The sequence below is a fragment of the Mesorhizobium sp. P2_C7 genome (assembly GCF_056404515.1).
On sequence record NZ_JBFUDW010000003.1, the window covers coordinates 29,173 to 45,800 of the forward strand.

The 16,628-nt window shown below is 63.4% G+C and carries 19 protein-coding genes; 13 read left to right on the forward strand and 6 right to left on the reverse strand.

Features of this window, described 5'->3' with window-relative positions:
* The first annotated feature begins 262 nt into the window (after nt 1-262).
* The 9 genes from AC1D2G_RS07815 (at nt 263) to AC1D2G_RS07855 (ending at nt 8,554) form a co-directional block, all read left to right on the forward strand.
* Nucleotides 263-874 carry a TetR/AcrR family transcriptional regulator gene (locus AC1D2G_RS07815; RefSeq protein WP_477413116.1) on the forward strand — a complete coding sequence of 204 codons (612 nt, stop codon included), beginning with the start codon at nt 263-265 and terminating at the stop codon, nt 872-874.
* A 4-nt stretch (nt 875-878) separates the two neighbouring features.
* Complete coding sequence (locus AC1D2G_RS07820) at nt 879-1,115, forward strand: hypothetical protein (RefSeq protein WP_477395896.1); 237 nt, start codon at nt 879-881, stop codon at nt 1,113-1,115.
* Nucleotides 1,116-1,222: 107 nt separating this feature from the next.
* Nucleotides 1,223-1,975, forward strand: a complete 753-nt coding sequence (locus tag AC1D2G_RS07825; RefSeq protein ID WP_477413118.1) for a DeoR family transcriptional regulator — start codon at nt 1,223-1,225, stop codon at nt 1,973-1,975.
* 105 nt (nt 1,976-2,080) lie between these two features.
* On the forward strand, nt 2,081-3,658 hold the full coding sequence (locus AC1D2G_RS07830) for a sugar ABC transporter ATP-binding protein (protein WP_477413120.1): 1,578 nt from the start codon (nt 2,081-2,083) through the stop codon (nt 3,656-3,658).
* Entirely contained in the window at nt 3,655-4,659 is a 1,005-nt protein-coding gene (locus tag AC1D2G_RS07835; RefSeq protein ID WP_477413122.1) for an ABC transporter permease, read from the forward strand. The genes AC1D2G_RS07830 and AC1D2G_RS07835 overlap by 4 nt, the downstream gene beginning before the upstream one ends.
* Before the next feature lie 80 nt (nt 4,660-4,739).
* Nucleotides 4,740-5,897, forward strand: a complete 1,158-nt coding sequence (locus AC1D2G_RS07840) for a substrate-binding domain-containing protein (RefSeq protein ID WP_477226787.1) — start codon at nt 4,740-4,742, stop codon at nt 5,895-5,897.
* 192 nt (nt 5,898-6,089) lie between these two features.
* Nucleotides 6,090-7,088 (forward strand): bestrophin family protein, encoded by a 999-nt coding sequence (locus AC1D2G_RS07845; protein WP_477413124.1) that lies wholly within the window; start codon nt 6,090-6,092, stop codon nt 7,086-7,088.
* A 135-nt stretch (nt 7,089-7,223) separates the two neighbouring features.
* Nucleotides 7,224-7,697 carry a carboxymuconolactone decarboxylase family protein gene (locus AC1D2G_RS07850; RefSeq protein ID WP_477413126.1) on the forward strand — a complete coding sequence of 158 codons (474 nt, stop codon included), beginning with the start codon at nt 7,224-7,226 and terminating at the stop codon, nt 7,695-7,697.
* Nucleotides 7,697-8,554, forward strand: coding sequence for a sigma-70 family RNA polymerase sigma factor (locus AC1D2G_RS07855; RefSeq protein WP_477413128.1), 858 nt, complete (start codon nt 7,697-7,699; stop codon nt 8,552-8,554). The genes AC1D2G_RS07850 and AC1D2G_RS07855 overlap by 1 nt, the downstream gene beginning before the upstream one ends.
* Before the next feature lie 36 nt (nt 8,555-8,590).
* On the opposite strand, the gene AC1D2G_RS07860 is transcribed toward AC1D2G_RS07855, so the two are convergent.
* The 4 genes from AC1D2G_RS07860 to AC1D2G_RS07875 all read right to left on the reverse strand — a co-directional run bounded on the left by AC1D2G_RS07860 (nt 8,591) and on the right by AC1D2G_RS07875 (nt 11,265).
* On the reverse strand, nt 8,591-8,863 hold the full coding sequence (locus tag AC1D2G_RS07860) for a hypothetical protein (protein ID WP_095091279.1): 273 nt from the start codon (nt 8,861-8,863) through the stop codon (nt 8,591-8,593).
* Between the two features lie 142 nt (nt 8,864-9,005).
* Complete coding sequence (locus AC1D2G_RS07865; protein ID WP_477413130.1) at nt 9,006-10,010, reverse strand: zinc-dependent alcohol dehydrogenase family protein; 1,005 nt, start codon at nt 10,008-10,010, stop codon at nt 9,006-9,008.
* The gene (locus tag AC1D2G_RS07870; protein ID WP_457154681.1) at nt 10,007-10,282 is read right to left on the reverse strand and encodes a hypothetical protein; all 276 of its coding nucleotides are present in this window, start codon (nt 10,280-10,282) and stop codon (nt 10,007-10,009) included. The genes AC1D2G_RS07865 and AC1D2G_RS07870 overlap by 4 nt, the downstream gene beginning before the upstream one ends.
* A gap of 230 nt (nt 10,283-10,512) precedes the next feature.
* Complete coding sequence (locus AC1D2G_RS07875; protein WP_477413132.1) at nt 10,513-11,265, reverse strand: DUF899 domain-containing protein; 753 nt, start codon at nt 11,263-11,265, stop codon at nt 10,513-10,515.
* A gap of 452 nt (nt 11,266-11,717) precedes the next feature.
* Here AC1D2G_RS07875 and AC1D2G_RS07880 point away from each other — a divergent pair, with 452 nt between their 5' ends.
* From AC1D2G_RS07880 to AC1D2G_RS07890, 3 genes are all read left to right on the forward strand, one after another.
* Nucleotides 11,718-12,938, forward strand: a complete 1,221-nt coding sequence (locus tag AC1D2G_RS07880; protein ID WP_477413134.1) for a helix-turn-helix domain-containing protein — start codon at nt 11,718-11,720, stop codon at nt 12,936-12,938.
* Between the two features lie 46 nt (nt 12,939-12,984).
* Nucleotides 12,985-13,617 (forward strand): Vgb family protein, encoded by a 633-nt coding sequence (locus tag AC1D2G_RS07885; protein ID WP_477413600.1) that lies wholly within the window; start codon nt 12,985-12,987, stop codon nt 13,615-13,617.
* Nucleotides 13,618-13,728: 111 nt separating this feature from the next.
* Complete coding sequence (locus AC1D2G_RS07890) at nt 13,729-14,559, forward strand: aldo/keto reductase (protein WP_477413135.1); 831 nt, start codon at nt 13,729-13,731, stop codon at nt 14,557-14,559.
* A 48-nt stretch (nt 14,560-14,607) separates the two neighbouring features.
* On the opposite strand, the gene AC1D2G_RS07895 is transcribed toward AC1D2G_RS07890, so the two are convergent.
* On the reverse strand, nt 14,608-15,153 hold the full coding sequence (locus tag AC1D2G_RS07895; protein ID WP_477413137.1) for an autotransporter: 546 nt from the start codon (nt 15,151-15,153) through the stop codon (nt 14,608-14,610).
* 102 nt (nt 15,154-15,255) lie between these two features.
* On the opposite strand from AC1D2G_RS07895, the gene AC1D2G_RS07900 reads away from it, so the two are divergent.
* A complete protein-coding gene (locus AC1D2G_RS07900; protein WP_477226797.1) occupies nt 15,256-16,008 on the forward strand; it encodes a GntR family transcriptional regulator in 753 nt (250 codons plus the stop codon).
* Between the two features lie 19 nt (nt 16,009-16,027).
* Here AC1D2G_RS07900 and AC1D2G_RS07905 read toward each other — a convergent pair whose 3' ends face one another.
* Nucleotides 16,028-16,333, reverse strand: a complete 306-nt coding sequence (locus AC1D2G_RS07905; protein ID WP_095091288.1) for a hypothetical protein — start codon at nt 16,331-16,333, stop codon at nt 16,028-16,030.
* Nucleotides 16,334-16,628 lie beyond the last annotated feature (295 nt).

Here is a 16,628-nt window from a genome sequence, read left to right on the forward strand (position 1 = left end):
GATGGGAATGAACTGGTGCCTGGCCTAGGAAGAGCAAGGTCACCTTGCGGTCGGGTTGGCTAATCTCCTCGTATGGGGGAGATAGCACTCATCGGTCTTCACCGGCCTCCCAGCGGGCGGGGGAAGCGACTTTCAGCACGTGACATACCGGTTCCCTCTATTATATGATAAAGGTGCTCCACTAAAACGGAGGCGCCCCCGATTATTCCGGGGGGGCGGACCCGGCCGGGTTCAAGCCCCCCGCCACACCGTGGAGAAAAAATTGGCCGCCGAGCCGTCCGTGATTGCAGAAGAGAAGGTCGAAGAGGCCAAGCCGTTGCGCGCCGACGCGCAGCGCAACCGTGACAGGCTGGTCGAGGTGGCGGTCGCCGTCTTTGCCGAGCGTGGCATCGACGCCTCGCTGGAAGAGATCGCGCGCCGAGCCGGCGTCGGTATCGGTACGCTCTACCGGCATTTTCCGACCCGCGAGCACCTAGTCGAGGTGGTCTACCGGCGCGAGGCGGAGGCGCTGTGCGCGGCTGCCGGCGAGCTCGCCGGAAAACATCCGTCCGATGTCGCGCTGGAGCAGTGGATGCAGCGCTTCGTCGACTATATCGCCACCAAGCGCGGCCTGGCGACCAGCCTACGCATCCTGCTGACCACCAATTCGACGCTGTTTTCCGACACGTCGGGCCGGGTCTCGCAGGCCTTGCGGCAACTGGTCGAGGCTGCTGTGGCCGAAGGCACGATCCGCGGCGATGTCGACGCTTCCGACGTGCTGCACGCACTGTCGGGCATCTATTCGGCACCCGACACCCCGCAATGGCGCGACCGCTCACGCCGGCTGGTGTCGCTGCTGATGGACGGTCTGCGGTTCGGGGCGGGGAAGGGGTGACCCCGTGGATAGTCTCATCTTGGTGCTGACAAGGTTCGTCAGCGGAGAAGACACCAGCCTGGCCGCTGCCAACAGCCTGGAAGTGCTGCTCGACGAGGCCTATCCGGACGACGAGCTTGTCCAAAGTGCCGTTGTAAAGCTTGCGAGCTACAGGCCCGGTGGTGGCCAGTTTCTGTTCGACACGCCGGAAATTCAACGTCGGCTGCTTCGTCTTCGCGACTATCTTTCGCATCGCACCTGATAAGACCGCTCTCTTGCATGACTGGGCGGATTCGCACACCGCGCTTGCAACTGAGTGAGGGCGGTTGTTAAATTCCTCACATTTCAGGCGACCGACAGGCCCAACGCATGACTGCTCGCAAAGCGCAAAGGACAGCCCGGCTGATCCATCTGCTATCGGAACGGCGGGTTATCCATCTGAGAGAGGCGGCGACGCTGCTCGGCGTCTCGGAGATGACCGTGCGGCGTGACATTGCCACCAATCCGGGGCAGATCGCCTTTCTCGGCGGACACATCCTGGCGGCGGCCGAGATCGATACCGACGCGCCTTACGAACTGGCGACCGCGGCCGACAGCCATGCGGCGGCGAAGCGCGAAGCCTGCCTGCACGCGGTGCGGAAAATTCGGCCCCACGAGACGATCTTCATCGATTGCGGCACGACGCTGATCCATCTGATCGACCTCATTCCAGATGATTATCGAATAACGGCAATATGTTACGCCATGAATGTCGCGGAACGCCTGACCCGCAAGGCCAGTGTGACGATCATCATGCTGGGTGGCGTCTATCATCCCGCGTCGGCGTCTTTCTCGGGCACGCATGACTTCGACATTTTGAAGAGCGTCGGCATCAATGCAGCTTTCCTGTCGGCCGCCGGCGTCGATGCCAAACGTGGCGCCACCTGCGAGCATTTCCACGAGGCGGTGGTGAAGCAGAAGGTGATGGGCCTGGCGCGCGAAAACTACCTCGTCGTTGACAGCAGCAAGATCGGCAAGCTCAAGCGCGCCTTCTTCGCGCCAATGGACGGTTTTGACGCCGTCATCACCGAACATGGGGAGGTAGGGCCGGAATCATTCCAACTGCCGCCTGACTCCGTTTGACATTTCGTTGGCCTGATGGAAAAGTCACAAAAAAAGTAAGAGAAGTCTCAAAAGACAATCTCGATCGGGGTAGGGGACGCGTCAAGGGAAGGAAATGCAGGCGTCATGATCGAACAGGGTTCGATTTCGCCATCGTCCGGGACTCCCTTGCTGCGCGTCGAGGGCGTCAGCAAGCGGTTCGGCGGTGTCAATGCGCTGCGCGGTGTCAGTCTCGAAATCAAATCCGGTGAAGTGCACGCCCTGCTTGGTGAAAACGGGGCCGGCAAATCGACGCTGATCAAGATTCTAAGCGGCGTGCATGTGCATGATGGCGGCTCGATCGCGATCAATGGCGAGCCTGTCTCGTTCGCTTCGCCCGCCCAGTCGCGTGATGCCGGCGTGGCGGTGGTCTACCAGGATCTGAGCCTGGTCGAATCGCTTTCGGTTGCCGACAATCTGATGCTGGGACGAGAGCCGAAGACCCGCTTGGGCTTCCTGAAAAAACGCCAGCTGGTGGCGCAGGCCGAAGCCTTCCTCAAGTCTCAGAATATCCCGCTCGATGCCCGCGCCATGGTCGGGTCGCTGCCCTTTGCCTATCGCCAGATGACCGAGATCGCCAAGGCGCTGATGGGCGACGTTCGCCTGCTCATCCTCGACGAGCCGACCTCGGCGCTGACCGACGATGAAGAGAAGATCCTGTTCGAGGCGATCCGTGCTGTTGCCGCGCGAGGCGTCGGGGTGATCTACGTCACGCATCGCCTCAATGAGGTCTTTCGGATTTCGAACCGGGTGACCGTATTCCGCGACGGGCAGAACGCCGGAACATTTATCACGTCACAGACCAGTATGAGGCAATTGGTCGGCGCGATCGTCGGGCCGGATCACGCCGTTCTGAAGGCGGGCACCACGGCAGCGGGGCAAAGCGTGATGTCCTATGCCCGCCCTGGTTCCCCTGAAAAGCCCGTGCTCGAATTGAGGGGCGTCAGCAATGACAGGCTGGACCGGGCCAATCTCGAACTGCGCAGCGGCGAAATCCACGGCCTTGCCGGCCTGATCGGTAGCGGACGCACCGAAATCCTGCAGACGATCTTCGGGCTGCTGCCCGTCCAGTCGGGCGATGCCAGCCTCGACGGCGTTTCGCTGAACGGAACCGATCCGGCCGCGGCGATACGGCGAGGCATAGCGCTGGTGCCGGAGGACCGGCACGTCCAGGGCCTGGTCCTCGAACATTCGATCGAGCGCAACCTGACCCTGCCACGGTTGCCGTATTTCTCGCGCCTGGGCTGGCTGCAGCGCCGCTCGGCGAGCGAGCACGCCGACGCCGCCATGCATCGGCTGGCCGTCAAGGCGCCAGGCGCATCGACCACGGTGAAGAACCTGTCCGGGGGCAACCAGCAGAAGGTCGTGTTCGGCAAATGGAACGAGCCGCGGCCGCGCGTGCTTCTGCTCGACGAGCCGACGGTTGGTGTCGATGTCGGTGCGCGCGAGGAGATCTACGGCGTCATTCGCGCCGCAGCGGCGGCGGGAAGCGGTGTGCTGCTGGTGTCTTCGGATCTTTCCGAACTGCTTCAGCTCTGCGACCGCGTCTCGATCGTCGTCGATGGCCGGATCACCAAGACGATTTCGAGACAGGAATTCGGCAGCGCCGAGGATCTCCATCACCTCATTCAACTTTCGCAGCCATCGCAAGAGCACGCGGCATGACCGACACCCAAAGCCCGGCAAATCCACCAGTGGCAAGGGGGGCAGCCGCCAACCAGCCAGGCGGTCGCTCGGCGCTGCAGCATCTGCTTCAGGGCGAGCGCCCCTATATGCTTTACGTCGCCTTCGCCGTCATGCTGATCGTCTTCAGCCTGGCGTCGCCCTGGTTCCTGTCGATCGACAATTTTCTCAACATCGGCCGCCAGACGACGCTGGTCTCGATCATTGCCGTCGGCATGACGTTCGTCATCATCTCCAGGCAGATCGACCTGTCCGTCGCCTCGACGCTGGCGCTTTCGGGTATGAGTGCGTCGCTGGCCATGGCTTTCGTCGCCAACAACTGGGTCGTCGGCGCGCTAGCGGGATTGGGCACTGGGGCGCTGATCGGGCTGATCAACGGCGTGTTAACCACCCGCCTCGAAATCCCGTCCTTCCTGGTGACGCTGGGCACGTTGAGCGGCGCGCGCGGCCTGGCGCTGATGGTCACCAACACCAAGCCGGTCATCATCACCAATGAGTATTATTTCGCGATCTTCGGCGAAGGCTCGGTGCTGGGCATCCCGGCGCCGATTCTGTGGACGCTTGGCGTCACGATCGCCGGCATCCTGCTGCTCCACTACAACGTCTATGGGCGGCGCGTCTATGCGGCGGGCGGCAACCCGACTGCGGCGCTCTATTCCGGCGTCCATATCAAGCAGGTCACCACGCTGGCCTTCGTGCTGACCGGAACGCTCGCCGGACTGGCATCGCTGATCCTGTCGGCGCGTTCGCATGCGGCGCGGCCCGATGTCGTGCAAGGCATGGAGCTCGATGTCATCGCCTCGGTGATCCTCGGCGGCTGCAGCCTGTTCGGCGGTCGCGGTTTCGTGCTGGGCACGCTGCTCGGCAGCCTGATCATCGGCACGCTCAACAATGGGCTGGTGCTGCTTGGCGTCAGCTCGTCGCTGCAACTCGTCATCAAGGGAGCAATCATCGTCGCCGCGGTCGCCTTCACGAGGAGGTAAGGCGCGCGCCCGCGGATTTCAGCAGAAAATTGCCGGCTCCAAACGGCACCAGAGACGTCAACGATCAACGGAGGAAAGTCATGAAGCACTCGGCACGAATCCACTCGCTTTTCCTAGGATTGAGCATCGCCGCCAGCGCGTTCGCGCTCTCAACATCCCTAAGCTCGGCGCAAACGCCGGAAACCTGCGTTACCGGCGTCGACATGGCCACGCTCGGTCCCAAGGGCATTGTCGGCCAGGGCCCGCACGGTGAAAAGGCAGCCTCGCCCGACGAGTTGAAGTTGAGCGACGACGAAGCCGCCAAGGTCAAGGCCGGCAAATTCAAGGTCGGCATTTCCATGCAGACGGTGAACCTCGACTGGTCGCAACTGCAGGTGCAAGGCATCAGCGAAACGCTGGCCAAGTATGGCGTGACCGTGACCGGCGTCGCGTCCGCCGAATATCAGGTCGACAAGCAGATCGCTGATATCGAGAACACCATCCAGCAGCATCCCGACGGCATCATTTCCATTCCGGTCGACTTCACCGCGACGGCGCCGACCTACAAGAAGGTGGGCGAGGCCGGCATCAAGCTGGTGTTCATGGACAGCATCCCGGTTGGCCTCGAATCTCCAAAGGATTTTGCCTCGATGATCTCGGCCGACAGCCAGGGCAACGGCCAGATCGCGGCGCAGATCCTGTCTTCCTGCATGCCGAAGGGCGGCACGATCGGCCTGGTGAATTTCGGCGTCGACTATTTCAGCACCAACGAGCGCACCAAGGGCGTCGGCGAGTGGATGAAGAAGAACCGGCCCGACATCGTCATGAAGCAGGTTGATTTCACCGATCCCTCCAAGGTGTCGCAGATCGCCGGCGACTTCCTCACCGGCAATCCCGATGTGAAGGGCCTGTTTGCGGTGTGGGATCAGCCGGCGCTCGACACGCTGTCGTCGATGCGCGCGCAAGGCATCGACATTCCGATCACCACTGTCGATCTCGGCCTGCAGTCGGCGATCGAAATCGCCAAGGGTGGGCCGCTGAAGGCAACCGGTTCGCAGCGCCCCTATGACCAGGGCGTTGCCGAAGCGCTGGCGATGATGAAGGCGCTGATCGGTGAACCCACGCCCGCTTGGGTCGGCGTCCAGTCCTTGCCGGTGGTGCAGTCCAACGTGCTGGAGTCCTTCAAGACCGTGTTCCACAAGGATCCGCCGGCCGAACTGGTCGACGCCTGCAACAGCGCCAAGCCGAAGTGCAATTGAGGTAGGTGAAAGGCCATGGGCACGGGGGCGACCCCGTGCCCATGTTTTTTGGCAAGATTGGACGCGACGCGCTTTGGGAAATCGGCCTCGCAACAGTCGGCCTCATGCCAAGACGGCCATTCATGGTGCGCAAACGGTATGCTAGGCGTGATGGCTTGATTCGCTTGTCGTCCACGCTTTCGAGGGCACCCGATGTATGTAGGCCGTTCCTACAAGGTGGTAGATTTCGCTCTCTGGTCGCGGGGCAGTGTCATCTACATGGTGGTGGTGAGCGCACTGGCCGTGGCGGCCTACCGTCTGCCGGGCATCGCCGGGTTTTCGGTGCCATGGTCGGTCGTGCTCGTGCTCGGCACCACCGTGTCACTCGTTGCCGGGTTCAAGAATTCGCAGGTTTTCACCCGCAGCAGTGAAGCGCTGCAAGCCTTTGCGCAAATTACAGCCAGCAGCCGGTTGTGGTCCAATTTCTGCAGGGACTTCAACGATGTGCCGACAGCCAGGCAACTCATCTACCGCCATCTCGCCTGGTTGACGGCCCTGCGGTTCGCCCTGCGGCGGCCGATGCCGTGGGAATCCATGGGGCGGGCGGTCAATGTCGAATACCGGCGGCGTTACCATATCCAGGAGGATGGGGGCTCGATCGCCGACGAACTGCGTCCGCTGTTGGGCGAACAAGCCAACGACGTCGTCAAGTCGCCTCGTCCAGCGCTAATCCTGCTTGAAATGCAATCGGTCCAGGTCAATGCGTTGTTCAAGGACGCCAAAATCCCTCCGCAGGTCTATGCCGAACTCATCAAGCTGATCCGCGACTTCCATGATCAGCAGGCGCGCTGCGACCGCATCAAGAACAATCCATATCCCCGGCAATACGCCATCGTCAGTTCCTTGTTCGTCATGATCTTTTGCACCTTGCTGCCATTTGGCGTGGTTCCAGTCTTTGCCGACATGGGCAAACTGGGCGGCGCACTCGGCCCGATCGCGATCTGGCTCACGATCCCCTTCAGCACACTCCTGGGGTGGGCATACATGTCTCTCGACCAGGTCGGCGAGAGCAGTGCCAACCCTTTCGAGGGCAACGCCAACGATGTTCCGATCTCGCAAATCTGTCGCGACATCGAGATCGAACTGCGCACCGGGCTTGGTGAGGTTGACCTCCCCAAGCCATTGCTGCCAGTCAACGATATCGCGACCTAGGCAAGCGTCGCCGACGGCCGATACCAGGTGCCGGGGCGATCTCTCGCGCTGGCTGGCGATAAAAACCTGGCGTGAATGTCACACTGGCGGATCCTGACTCGTCATGATGTCGGCACCAACAGAAGGAAGCCAATCATGACCGCAAAACTTGATCTCTTCGCCGCTGCCCCCTCGCTGATGAAGGAATGGCAGCGCGCATCCTTCGCCATTTCCTCCAGCCTCGAGCCCAGCCTGGCCGAGCTTGTGAAGATCCGTGCATCCCAGATCAACGGCTGCGCCAACTGCCTCAACATGCACACGGTGTTTGCACGCGAGGACGGCGAAACCGAGCAGCGCATCTACCTGCTGTCGGCGTGGCGCGAGGCGCCTTGCTACACCGACCGCGAACGCGCCGCGCTCGGTTGGACCGAGGCGCTGACGCGGATTTGCGAAGGTCATACGCACGAAAGCGCCTACGAGGCCCTGGAGGCCGAATTCACGCCGGAAGAGCAGGTCAAGCTCACCTTGATGATCAATGTGATCAACGGCTACAACCGCCTTGCGGTTGGGTTCGGTAGCTGGGCCGATCCGGCGGCGATAAGGTCCGCGGCCAAGGCGGCGGCCGCCTGATGACGGGCGCAGCGACCGAGCATGCGGCGGCGGCCTTCGATCCGCTGCGTCCGACGTTGATGCGCGTCGCTTACCGCATGCTTGGCTCCGTGGCGGATGCCGAGGATGTCGTGCAGGAGGCCTTCATCCGCTGGATGCGGGCCGACCTTGGCGAGGTGCGGGAGCCCGCGGCATTCCTGCGCCGCACGGTCACGCGGCTTTGTCTCGACCAGCTCAAATCCGCGCGCCGCCAGCGCGAGACCTATGTCGGTCCCTGGCTTCCCGATCCCGTCGTGGAAGAGGACGAAGTGGAAGACGTCACCCTGCCGATGATGCTGGTGCTGGAACGTCTTTCGCCGCTCGAGCGGGCGGCCTTTCTGCTGCACGATGTGTTCGGGCTGGGATTCGAGGAGGTCGCGGCCGCCATCCAGCGCGAACCCGCCGCCTGCCGTCAGCTCGCTGCCCGCGCGCGCACCCATGTCCGCCAGGCGAGACCGCGTTTCAAGGTGGAAAGGCAACGCGGCCTCGAGCTTGCCGAGGCCTTCTTCGCCGCCTCGCGTAGCGGCGACATGAAGGCGCTTGGCGCGATGCTGTCGGCCGATGTCAGCGCCCATGCCGATGGCGGCGGGAAGCGTCCGGCAGCCACGGAAGTGGTCCTGGGGTTCGATGCCGTGATGCAGCAATACGCGCGTGTGGCGGAATGGCTGCAGAAGAACGCCTCGACGCTTGTTCGTGTCGGTTTCGTCAATGGACTGCCCGGCTTCATCACGCTGGAAGCCGATGGCGAACTGCAGACGACCGCACTCGACATCGAGGACGGAAAGATCGCGGCAATCTATGTGGTGCGCAACCCCGACAAGCTCCGCCACTTGCATTAAAGCGCGTCGCGTTGAAACGGATTCAGGCGACGCGCATCAACCCTTGGCTTCGACCAGGATCACCAGCGATTCCGGTACCACGCCATCGTAGACCATCGCGTCAGCGGCTTTCTGGCTCTGCATCATTGTCGCAAGGGCATCCATGTCCGGGACGTCCATCATCAGGGCCACTCGTTTCGGATTCTGCGGATCGACGAACGTGCGGATGTTGGTGATCCCAAGGGCGCCGAAAAGCTCCTTGCGCTTGGGTGAACTGAGCCAGTGCTTGCTGTCCTTCGTGATGTTGTGATGGCCAATTACGGTTGGCATGGCATCCTCCCCAAGGCGACGCCGGCGGTCGATATCGCCCGCCTGTTGTGCGATCCACCTGTTCAGCCAGTCAGCGCCGTTTCCTCCGGGCTGTCAATTGGCTGTTGCTGATGGATGTGCGGTGATGCCGCTTTCGGGGCGCTCAAAGTTCGAGGCAGACCTTGCCGAAATGCCGTTGGGATTCGTAGTGCGTGAAGGCACCAGCGATGTCCTCAAGCGCCAAACTGCGGTCGATGATGGGCTTCAGACGGTTGACCTCTATGGCCCGGATCATATCCTCCTGGTCCGCCCTGCTGCCGATCGAGATCCCGCTGATGCGGAGCTGGTTCGAAAACAGGGCCGGGATCGACACTTGCGCCGCAAAGCCGGTGAGGACGCCGATCAGGGCGATGTGCCCGCCCGTCCGGCAGGCCGCTATCGACTGCGTGAGCGTTGCGGGGCCGCCGACCTCGATCACGTGATCGACGCCGCGGCCGTCCGTCAAATCCCAGGCCTTTTGGCCCCAGTCCGGCACGGCCTTGTAGTTGATGACGGCGTCGGCGCCGAGGCGCCCGAGCCTTTCCAGCTTCTGCTCGTCGGAAGACGTGGCGATAACCCTGGCGCCGGCGGCTTTGGCAAATTGCAACGCGAACAGCGATACGCTGCCTGTGCCGAGGACCAGCACGGTGTCGCCGGGTTTCACCTTGCCGCACACAACCAGGCCGCGCCAGGCGGTGACGCCGGTGCAGGTGAGCGTTGCCGCCTCCACATGCGTGTAGCCCACCGGGGCCTTGGTGAAGGCGTGTGCCGGCATGCACACATATTCGCTTGCAAAGCCGTCGAAACTTTCTCCCGGTATGTCGCGCCTGGTCGCAGGCGTCATGTCACCGCCCAGCCACGATGGGTAGAAGGTGCTGACGACGCTGTCTCCAGCTTTGAACGCATCGACATCGTCGCCGACTTCGATCACCTCGCCCGCGCCATCGGACAGCGGAACGCGGCCGTCGGCGAGCGGCATCTTGCCTTGAACGACGAAATCGTCACGCAGGTTCAACGAGCAGGCCCGGATTCTGACCAGCACTTCGCCCGATCCTGGCTGGGGACGGTCTTCCTCCACCAGTTCGAGGTTGCCCAAGCCACCCGGCGCTCTCAGCCTGACCAGTTTCATTGCCGGACCGGCCGGCCAGACATCACCCTCAGCCAGGGCGTCAGATGGAAGGCACTCATCAGGAGATACATCGCGGCCATTCCGGTGAACGGCGAGGTATTGGCGCCCATGCACAGCATGGCCGCATCGCCACCCTGAATGCAGCTGAACAGCGCCATCAGGGCGAAGGTCGGTGCCGCGGCGAGGCACAGCCAGTCGGCGAGGCCAGGGGTGGTCGGGCTTGTGTCTTCAGCAGGGATCGCGCCGCTGGCACCGGTATGGATATCGCTCATGGTCCTTTTCCCTTGATGGTTATGCCTTGGTGCGTGCGACCTGCTCGCCAGGACTTGGGTTCCTCGCCCCCACGAGAGTGGGGGAGAGGTGGCTCGGCGAAGCCGAGACGGAGAGGGGGCCGCGTCCTACGAAAGCCCCCTCTCCGGCCGCTTCGCGGCCACCTCTCCCCCGCCTTTGGCGGGGGCGAGGAACCCAAGCTGGATGGCGGCCGGACACTCTCAGCAGATCCTTACTGGCCGTCCTTGTCCCTGAACGCCGCTTCGCCGGCAGCCGACACTTCTGCCCATTTCTGGTCGGGCGCGGCATCGTAATTGTCGTGCCAGTTCCACCAGCCGTAGAGCGGGGTCTGCGGATAGCCTTCGGGCGAGTCTTCCCAGATCTCCTGGCGGCCGAGCGGCGTTGCGTCGAGGTAGCTCCACACGGTGCCCATCGCCTCGTCCCCGCGGCTGTTGATGAAATAAGTGCGGAATACCCGGTCGCCGTCATGGATGAAGACGTTGTGGCCGTGCCATTCGTCGACGCCGAAGTCTTTGTCGAAGCTATCGGTGATGGTGTACCAAGGCATCTCCCAGCCCATCCGCTTCTTCAGCCGCGCAATGTCGGCCTGCGGTGCGCGCGAGGCATAGGCAAGCGTGGTGTTGCGGGCGTTGAGGTGGGCGAGATGGCCGACCTGGTCGGCGCCGAGCGAACAGCCGCGGCAAGCGTGATCGGGCCAGCCATGAACCCCTGGCTCGAAGAAGGCGCGGTAGACGATCAACTGGCGGCGGCCTTCGAACAAATCGAGCAGGCTCGCTTTGCCGTTCGGCCCCTCGAACACATAGGCCTTGTCCACTTCCATCCACGGCATGCGCCGGCGCTCGGCGGCCAGCGCGTCCTTGGCGCGCAGTGTGGCCTTCTCCTTCACCAGCAGTTCTTCGCGCGCGGCTTCCCACGCCTGCTGTGAAACGATTGGTGGGGTCTTCATTGCGGTGTGCTTGGTCATTGCTCGTCTCCTTTGTCAGTCTGTGGCGCCAGCGCGGCGCGTTGTTGCTTGCGGATCGTGAGGCAGGGTAGGGCGATGAAGCGCCCCGGTGGGAGTTACAAGTGTGACGGGATTTGAATGGGCAGGCCCGCCGCAGCAGGGGTGGCGCCCGGCGCGCTCGACCGTGTCGTTCGTCGCGAGGAGAGGCAGATCGTCGGAGTCAGGCATTGTCAATTGTCCTTTACGAGATGCTTAATATCGATACCTGAGATGCTCAGGCTACGAGTGCCGATATTGGCGTCAACGGCGGCCACGGCGCCTTCCGCCTGTCCTGATGGCTAGGTCATCATCCAAGTCATTGCTGTTTTCCCTGGTGTGCCGCCTGTTGCCGATACGGCTTGCTGGTTGGCGGTCATGACTTAAGTTAGGGCGGGCAGTGCAGGGGTGGGAGTTACAAGTGTGACGGGATTTGAATGGACTCGCTGATCACGGCAGCGGCATTGGCGCTGGCCGCGGGCGATCCACTCGGGGCGCTGGACCGCGTCGCCCTGCGCGAGGACGCGCCGGCGCTGGCGTTGCGCGGCATCGCGATGGCGCAGCTCGGCGACCTCGACCGCGCCAAGGCGCTATTGCGGCGGGCCGCGCGCGCCTTCGGTCCGAAGGAGGCGGTGGCGCGCGCCAGATGCGTCGTCGCCGAGGCGGAGATCGCACTGGTCTCGCGGGACCTGGGCTGGCCCGCCAAATCGCTGGATGCGGCGCGGGCGACGCTGGAAAAGCATGGCGACCGGCTGAACGCCGCGCATGCCGGCCATCTCAAGGTACGGCGACTGTTGCTGATTGGCCGCCTCGACGAGGCAGAAGACGTGCTGGCCGGGCTCGACCCGGCGCCGCTTCCGCCGGCCTCGAGAGCCGCGCACGAACTGGCCGTCGCCGGCATCGCGATGCGGCGCCTCAAGACAAGGGCCGCGCGTACCGCGCTGGAGTGGGCGCGACACGCCGCCCGCCGGGCCGGCATTCCGGGGCTGATGGCCGAGGTCGACAACGCATTCCTGGCGCTGGACGCGCCGGCGGCGCGGCTGATCGCGCGTGGCCAGCAACGCCCCTTGCTGCTCGATGAGGTCGAGGCGCTGCAGGCGTCGCCGGCGTTGGTCGTCGATGCCTTGCGCTATCTCGTGCGCCAGCAGGAAACCATGGTCTCGCTGGCAACGCGCCCGGTGCTGTTTGCACTGGCGCGTACGCTGGCCGAAGCATGGCCGGCGGACGTGTCGCGGGCGACGCTTATCGCACAGGCTTTTGGCGGCAGGCACGCCGATGAATCGCATCGGGCCCGATTGCGGGTCGAGATCGGCCGGTTGCGCGCCGAACTGCGCACGCTTGCCGACATCAATGCCACGAGCCAAGGCTTTGCGCTGGCGCCGCGCCAGGCGCCCGAGGTGGTGGTGCTGGCGCGGCCGATCGAGGAGCGGCACGCGGCGGTGCTGGCCTTGCTTGCCGATGGTGAATCCTGGGCGAGTTCGGCGCTGGCGCTGGCGCTTGGCACCGGCCAGCGCAGCGTGCAGCGGGCGCTCGAGCAGCTTGGCGAGGCCGGCAAGGTGCAGTCGTTCGGGCACGGCCGGGCGCGTCGCTGGATGACGCCGCCGGTGGCCGGATTCACGACGACCTTGTTACTCCCGGCACCGCTGCCAAACGGTTAGAGGATGATCCCTGAAAATGCCCGATCATCTCAGTGAGGACAAAGACATGAAACATTCAGCGGCCGAAATCCTGCGCGAATACGGACCCTTTCCGGGCGTCGACACCGTGCACGGGGTAAGCTTCGACGGGCGCAACGTCTGGTTTGCCTCTGGTGAGAAACTGAACGCCTTCGATCCGGAAAGCGGGCAGGCGCTGCGCTCGATCGATGTCGCCGCGCACGCTGGCACCGCCTATGACGGCCGGCATTTCTTCCAGCTTGCCGGGGATCGCATCCAGAAGATCGACCCCGACACCGGGGAGGTGCTGGCATCCATTCCGGCGCCCGGCGGCGGACGCGACTCCGGGCTCACCTGGGCGGAAGGAACGCTCTGGGTGGGCCAGTACCGGGAGCGCAGGATTCACCAGATCGACCCCGAGACCGGGGCAATCCTGCGCACCATCGAATCCAACCGCTTCGTCACCGGGGTGACCTGGGTTGACGGCGAGCTGTGGCACGCCACCTGGGAGGGCGAGCAGAGCGACCTGCGCCGCGTCGATCCGCAAACCGGCAAGGTTCTGGAGAAGCTCGACATGCCGGCCGGCATGGGCGTCTCGGGACTGGAATCCGATGGCGGCGAACGCCTGTTCTGCGGCAGCGTATCCGCCGGGGTGGTGCGGGCAGTGCGCCGGCCGAGATGAGCTCGCACCCGGCAAATTCGACCGCTGTCGACTGGTCGTTGCTCCCTGTCGAACCTAGATAGGGCATGCGCCGGGCGGACCGCCCGGATCATCTTTTGCAAAGGACCTGCCATGCCTGAACAGATACCGTTGAACGACGGCTCCGCCATTCCCCAGCTCGGCCTTGGCGTGTGGCAAGTCGACCAGGATATCACCGCCCGGGTGGTGGGTTGGGGGATCGAGGCCGGCTATCGTCTGATCGACACCGCCGAGGGCTATCGGAACGAGGATGGGGTTGGAGAGGCGATCCGCAGCTCCGGCGTGCCGAGAGGCGAGCTGTTCATCACCTCCAAGCTGCGCAACGGCGCACACCAGCGCGATGTGGCGCTGCGCGCCTTCGACGAGACGATGGAGAAGCTCGGCATCGAGCAACTCGACCTGTTCCTGATCCACTGGCCGGTGCCTAGCCAGGACAAATATGTCGAGGCGTGGAAGACGCTGGTCGAACTCAGGCAGGCCGGCCCCATCAAGTCGATCGGCGTTTCGAATTTCAACCAGGATCATCTGGAGCGGATCATCGGCGAGACCGGCGTGACGCCAGTGGTCAACCAGATCGAGCTGCATCCCCAGTTCCAGCAGCGCGGTATCAGGGACTTTCATGCCAGCCACGACATCCGCATCGAAAGCTGGAGCCCGCTGGGCAGCGGTCGGCTGCTGAACGACCCGACCATTGCGGGCATTGCCGACAAGCATGGCAAGTCCGCGGCGCAGGCGATCATCCGCTGGCACCTTCAGGAAGGGCTGATCGTCATTCCAAAGTCGATCCGCAGGGATCGCATAGCAGCCAATTTCGATGTCTTCGATTTCGAGCTGGATGCGCAGGACCTGCAGGCGATCCGGGGCATGGATTCGCCAAACGGCCGCACCGGCCCAAACCCCGCTACGGCGTCGTTCCTGTTCTGAGGGGACGGCTCTCCCTTCTCCCTTGTTTGTGGGAGAAGGGCGCCTGCCTCAAGATCGCTCGATGGGCTGGGCGCCGGCCAGATAGCGATCGTTGTCAAACGGCTCGGCTTGATTGCTTTGCAGATCCCAGAGTTGTCGGTTGGTCGCCGGGAGATCGCCCAGATAGACATGAAGCGCGCCGGACCGTGCGCTGCCGGTGTTGGCGACCGAATGCACTATGTGCCGGGGCAGGTGCAGCACGGTGGGCGCGGTGGAGTCCTGCCGTCGCGGGGCATCGAGCTTGCTGGCGGCATCGGGATAGATGAAGTTCGTCTCGCCACCCCTGTAGATGCCGATAAGCGCGTCCATCAGGTGGTTGTGCGGCGGGTACTGCAGACCAGGCGACAGCGTGATGTGATAGATCGTCAAATTCCGGCTTGCATGGAGAAGCACCTCGTCGTCTTCTTCTTCATGAACGAGCACACCCAGCGCATGAAGACGGTTCGTATGGTCGCCCAACACCGCCCTTATTCGTGCGAGGGGATCGGGACTTCCGGCAGCGTTGACGATATCATTGACAACCGCGTAGAGAGGCGAGCCAACCGGAACAGCCATTGCCAGTTATCCCTTTTGAGGTGACCAGATGATCAATCTGAGATGCTCAAGGCTACTTAAAGTCGATGGCGGCGTCAACCGGATCGCCAGAACGGAACAAGCATGACTCCTCGTGATTTGACTGCCGCATCGACGAAACCGGCACTGTCCACTGGCACGGCCGCGGCCCCGTCGACCGCCGATCTGCTGCGCAGCGAGCAGGCGTACGAGCAGGTGAAGAGCGACATCGTCGCCTGCGTGCTTCGCCCCGGTGAAACGCTGACGGAAAAGCAGATTGGCGATCGATATTTGATCAGAAAGGCGACGATCCGCGCGGCGCTGACCCGGCTGATGCAGGAGGGCCTGGTCAGGAGCGAGCCGCGACGTGGCTATGTCATCACGCCACTGACGCTGCGCGATGTCACCGAGATCTTCGATGTCCGCGGTCTGATCGAACCGGAAGTGTTCAGGGTGGGTGCGTCGGGCCTCACAGAGCGCGGGCTCGAAGATGTCAGGCAGGCAGCCAGAAAGGTGCTGAAGCCGGAGACACTGCGCAGCCACGTTGCATTCCTGGCGGCGGATCGTGCCTTTCGTCTTGCCTTGGCGGAGCTGTCCGGAAATTCACGCCTGGCGCAGTTGCTGGGCCAGATACTCGACCAGTCGGAGAGGGCTCTCCACCTCGGATTCAGGTCGCGCGACTTCACGCAGCTGATCATCGGTCAGCAGAAGGACCTGGTTCATGCCTGCGAGGTGAGCGACGTTTCCGGCATCGTCAAGCTTGCCCGATCGCAGTGCCTCAATCTCAAGAAGCAGGTGCTCGAAGCCCTGCTGGCGGGCGCCAAGCTCCGGGAAACCAATCTGCAAGACTTCGCTTGATGGCCTGAGGCTTCGCGCCTCAAATCCCCGAGCCGTCGAGCTGCTGTGCGTCGTCACCCTCCCAGGGGGCCGGCATGGAGGCGCGGCTGAGATTGGCTGTCGGCAGCGGCATCCAGCATTTCAGTTCCGGTTCGGCGTATTCGACGACGCGTCCCGGCGAGGAGTCCGACGCGCGCCAGCCTTCGCTGGCGAACTGGTCGGCGCGCGACCAATAGGCGAGGTCGACTTCCGCCGGCCCCTGTTCGGACGGGCGAACCGTGACCAGGATGCGGCTGCCATCCCTCGGCGCTGTCGACATGTGGCGCCACCGTTCGGGCTCGTCCATCGCTTTTCCTCCTCGCACTTCCAGCGTTGGGGAAGTGTCGCCTCGCGCTCCGGGGCGGTCAACCCAAAGTTTGCGCCAGCGGGCGAGTCTCGACGATGTCGGAACGTGGCGAGATCAGGCGAGGTTGGCGACCGACATATACTGCGAGAGTGAACTTGAAAACGTCGGTCGCCAGGGGGCGGTTGGGACGCACCACGTTGGGGACGCGATGCAAGGTCAGGCTAAGCGGATGCGGCGCGGCTTCAATCGGAACGCCGTCACATGGTGAACAGGTGGTTACTATCCACAGGGTTCC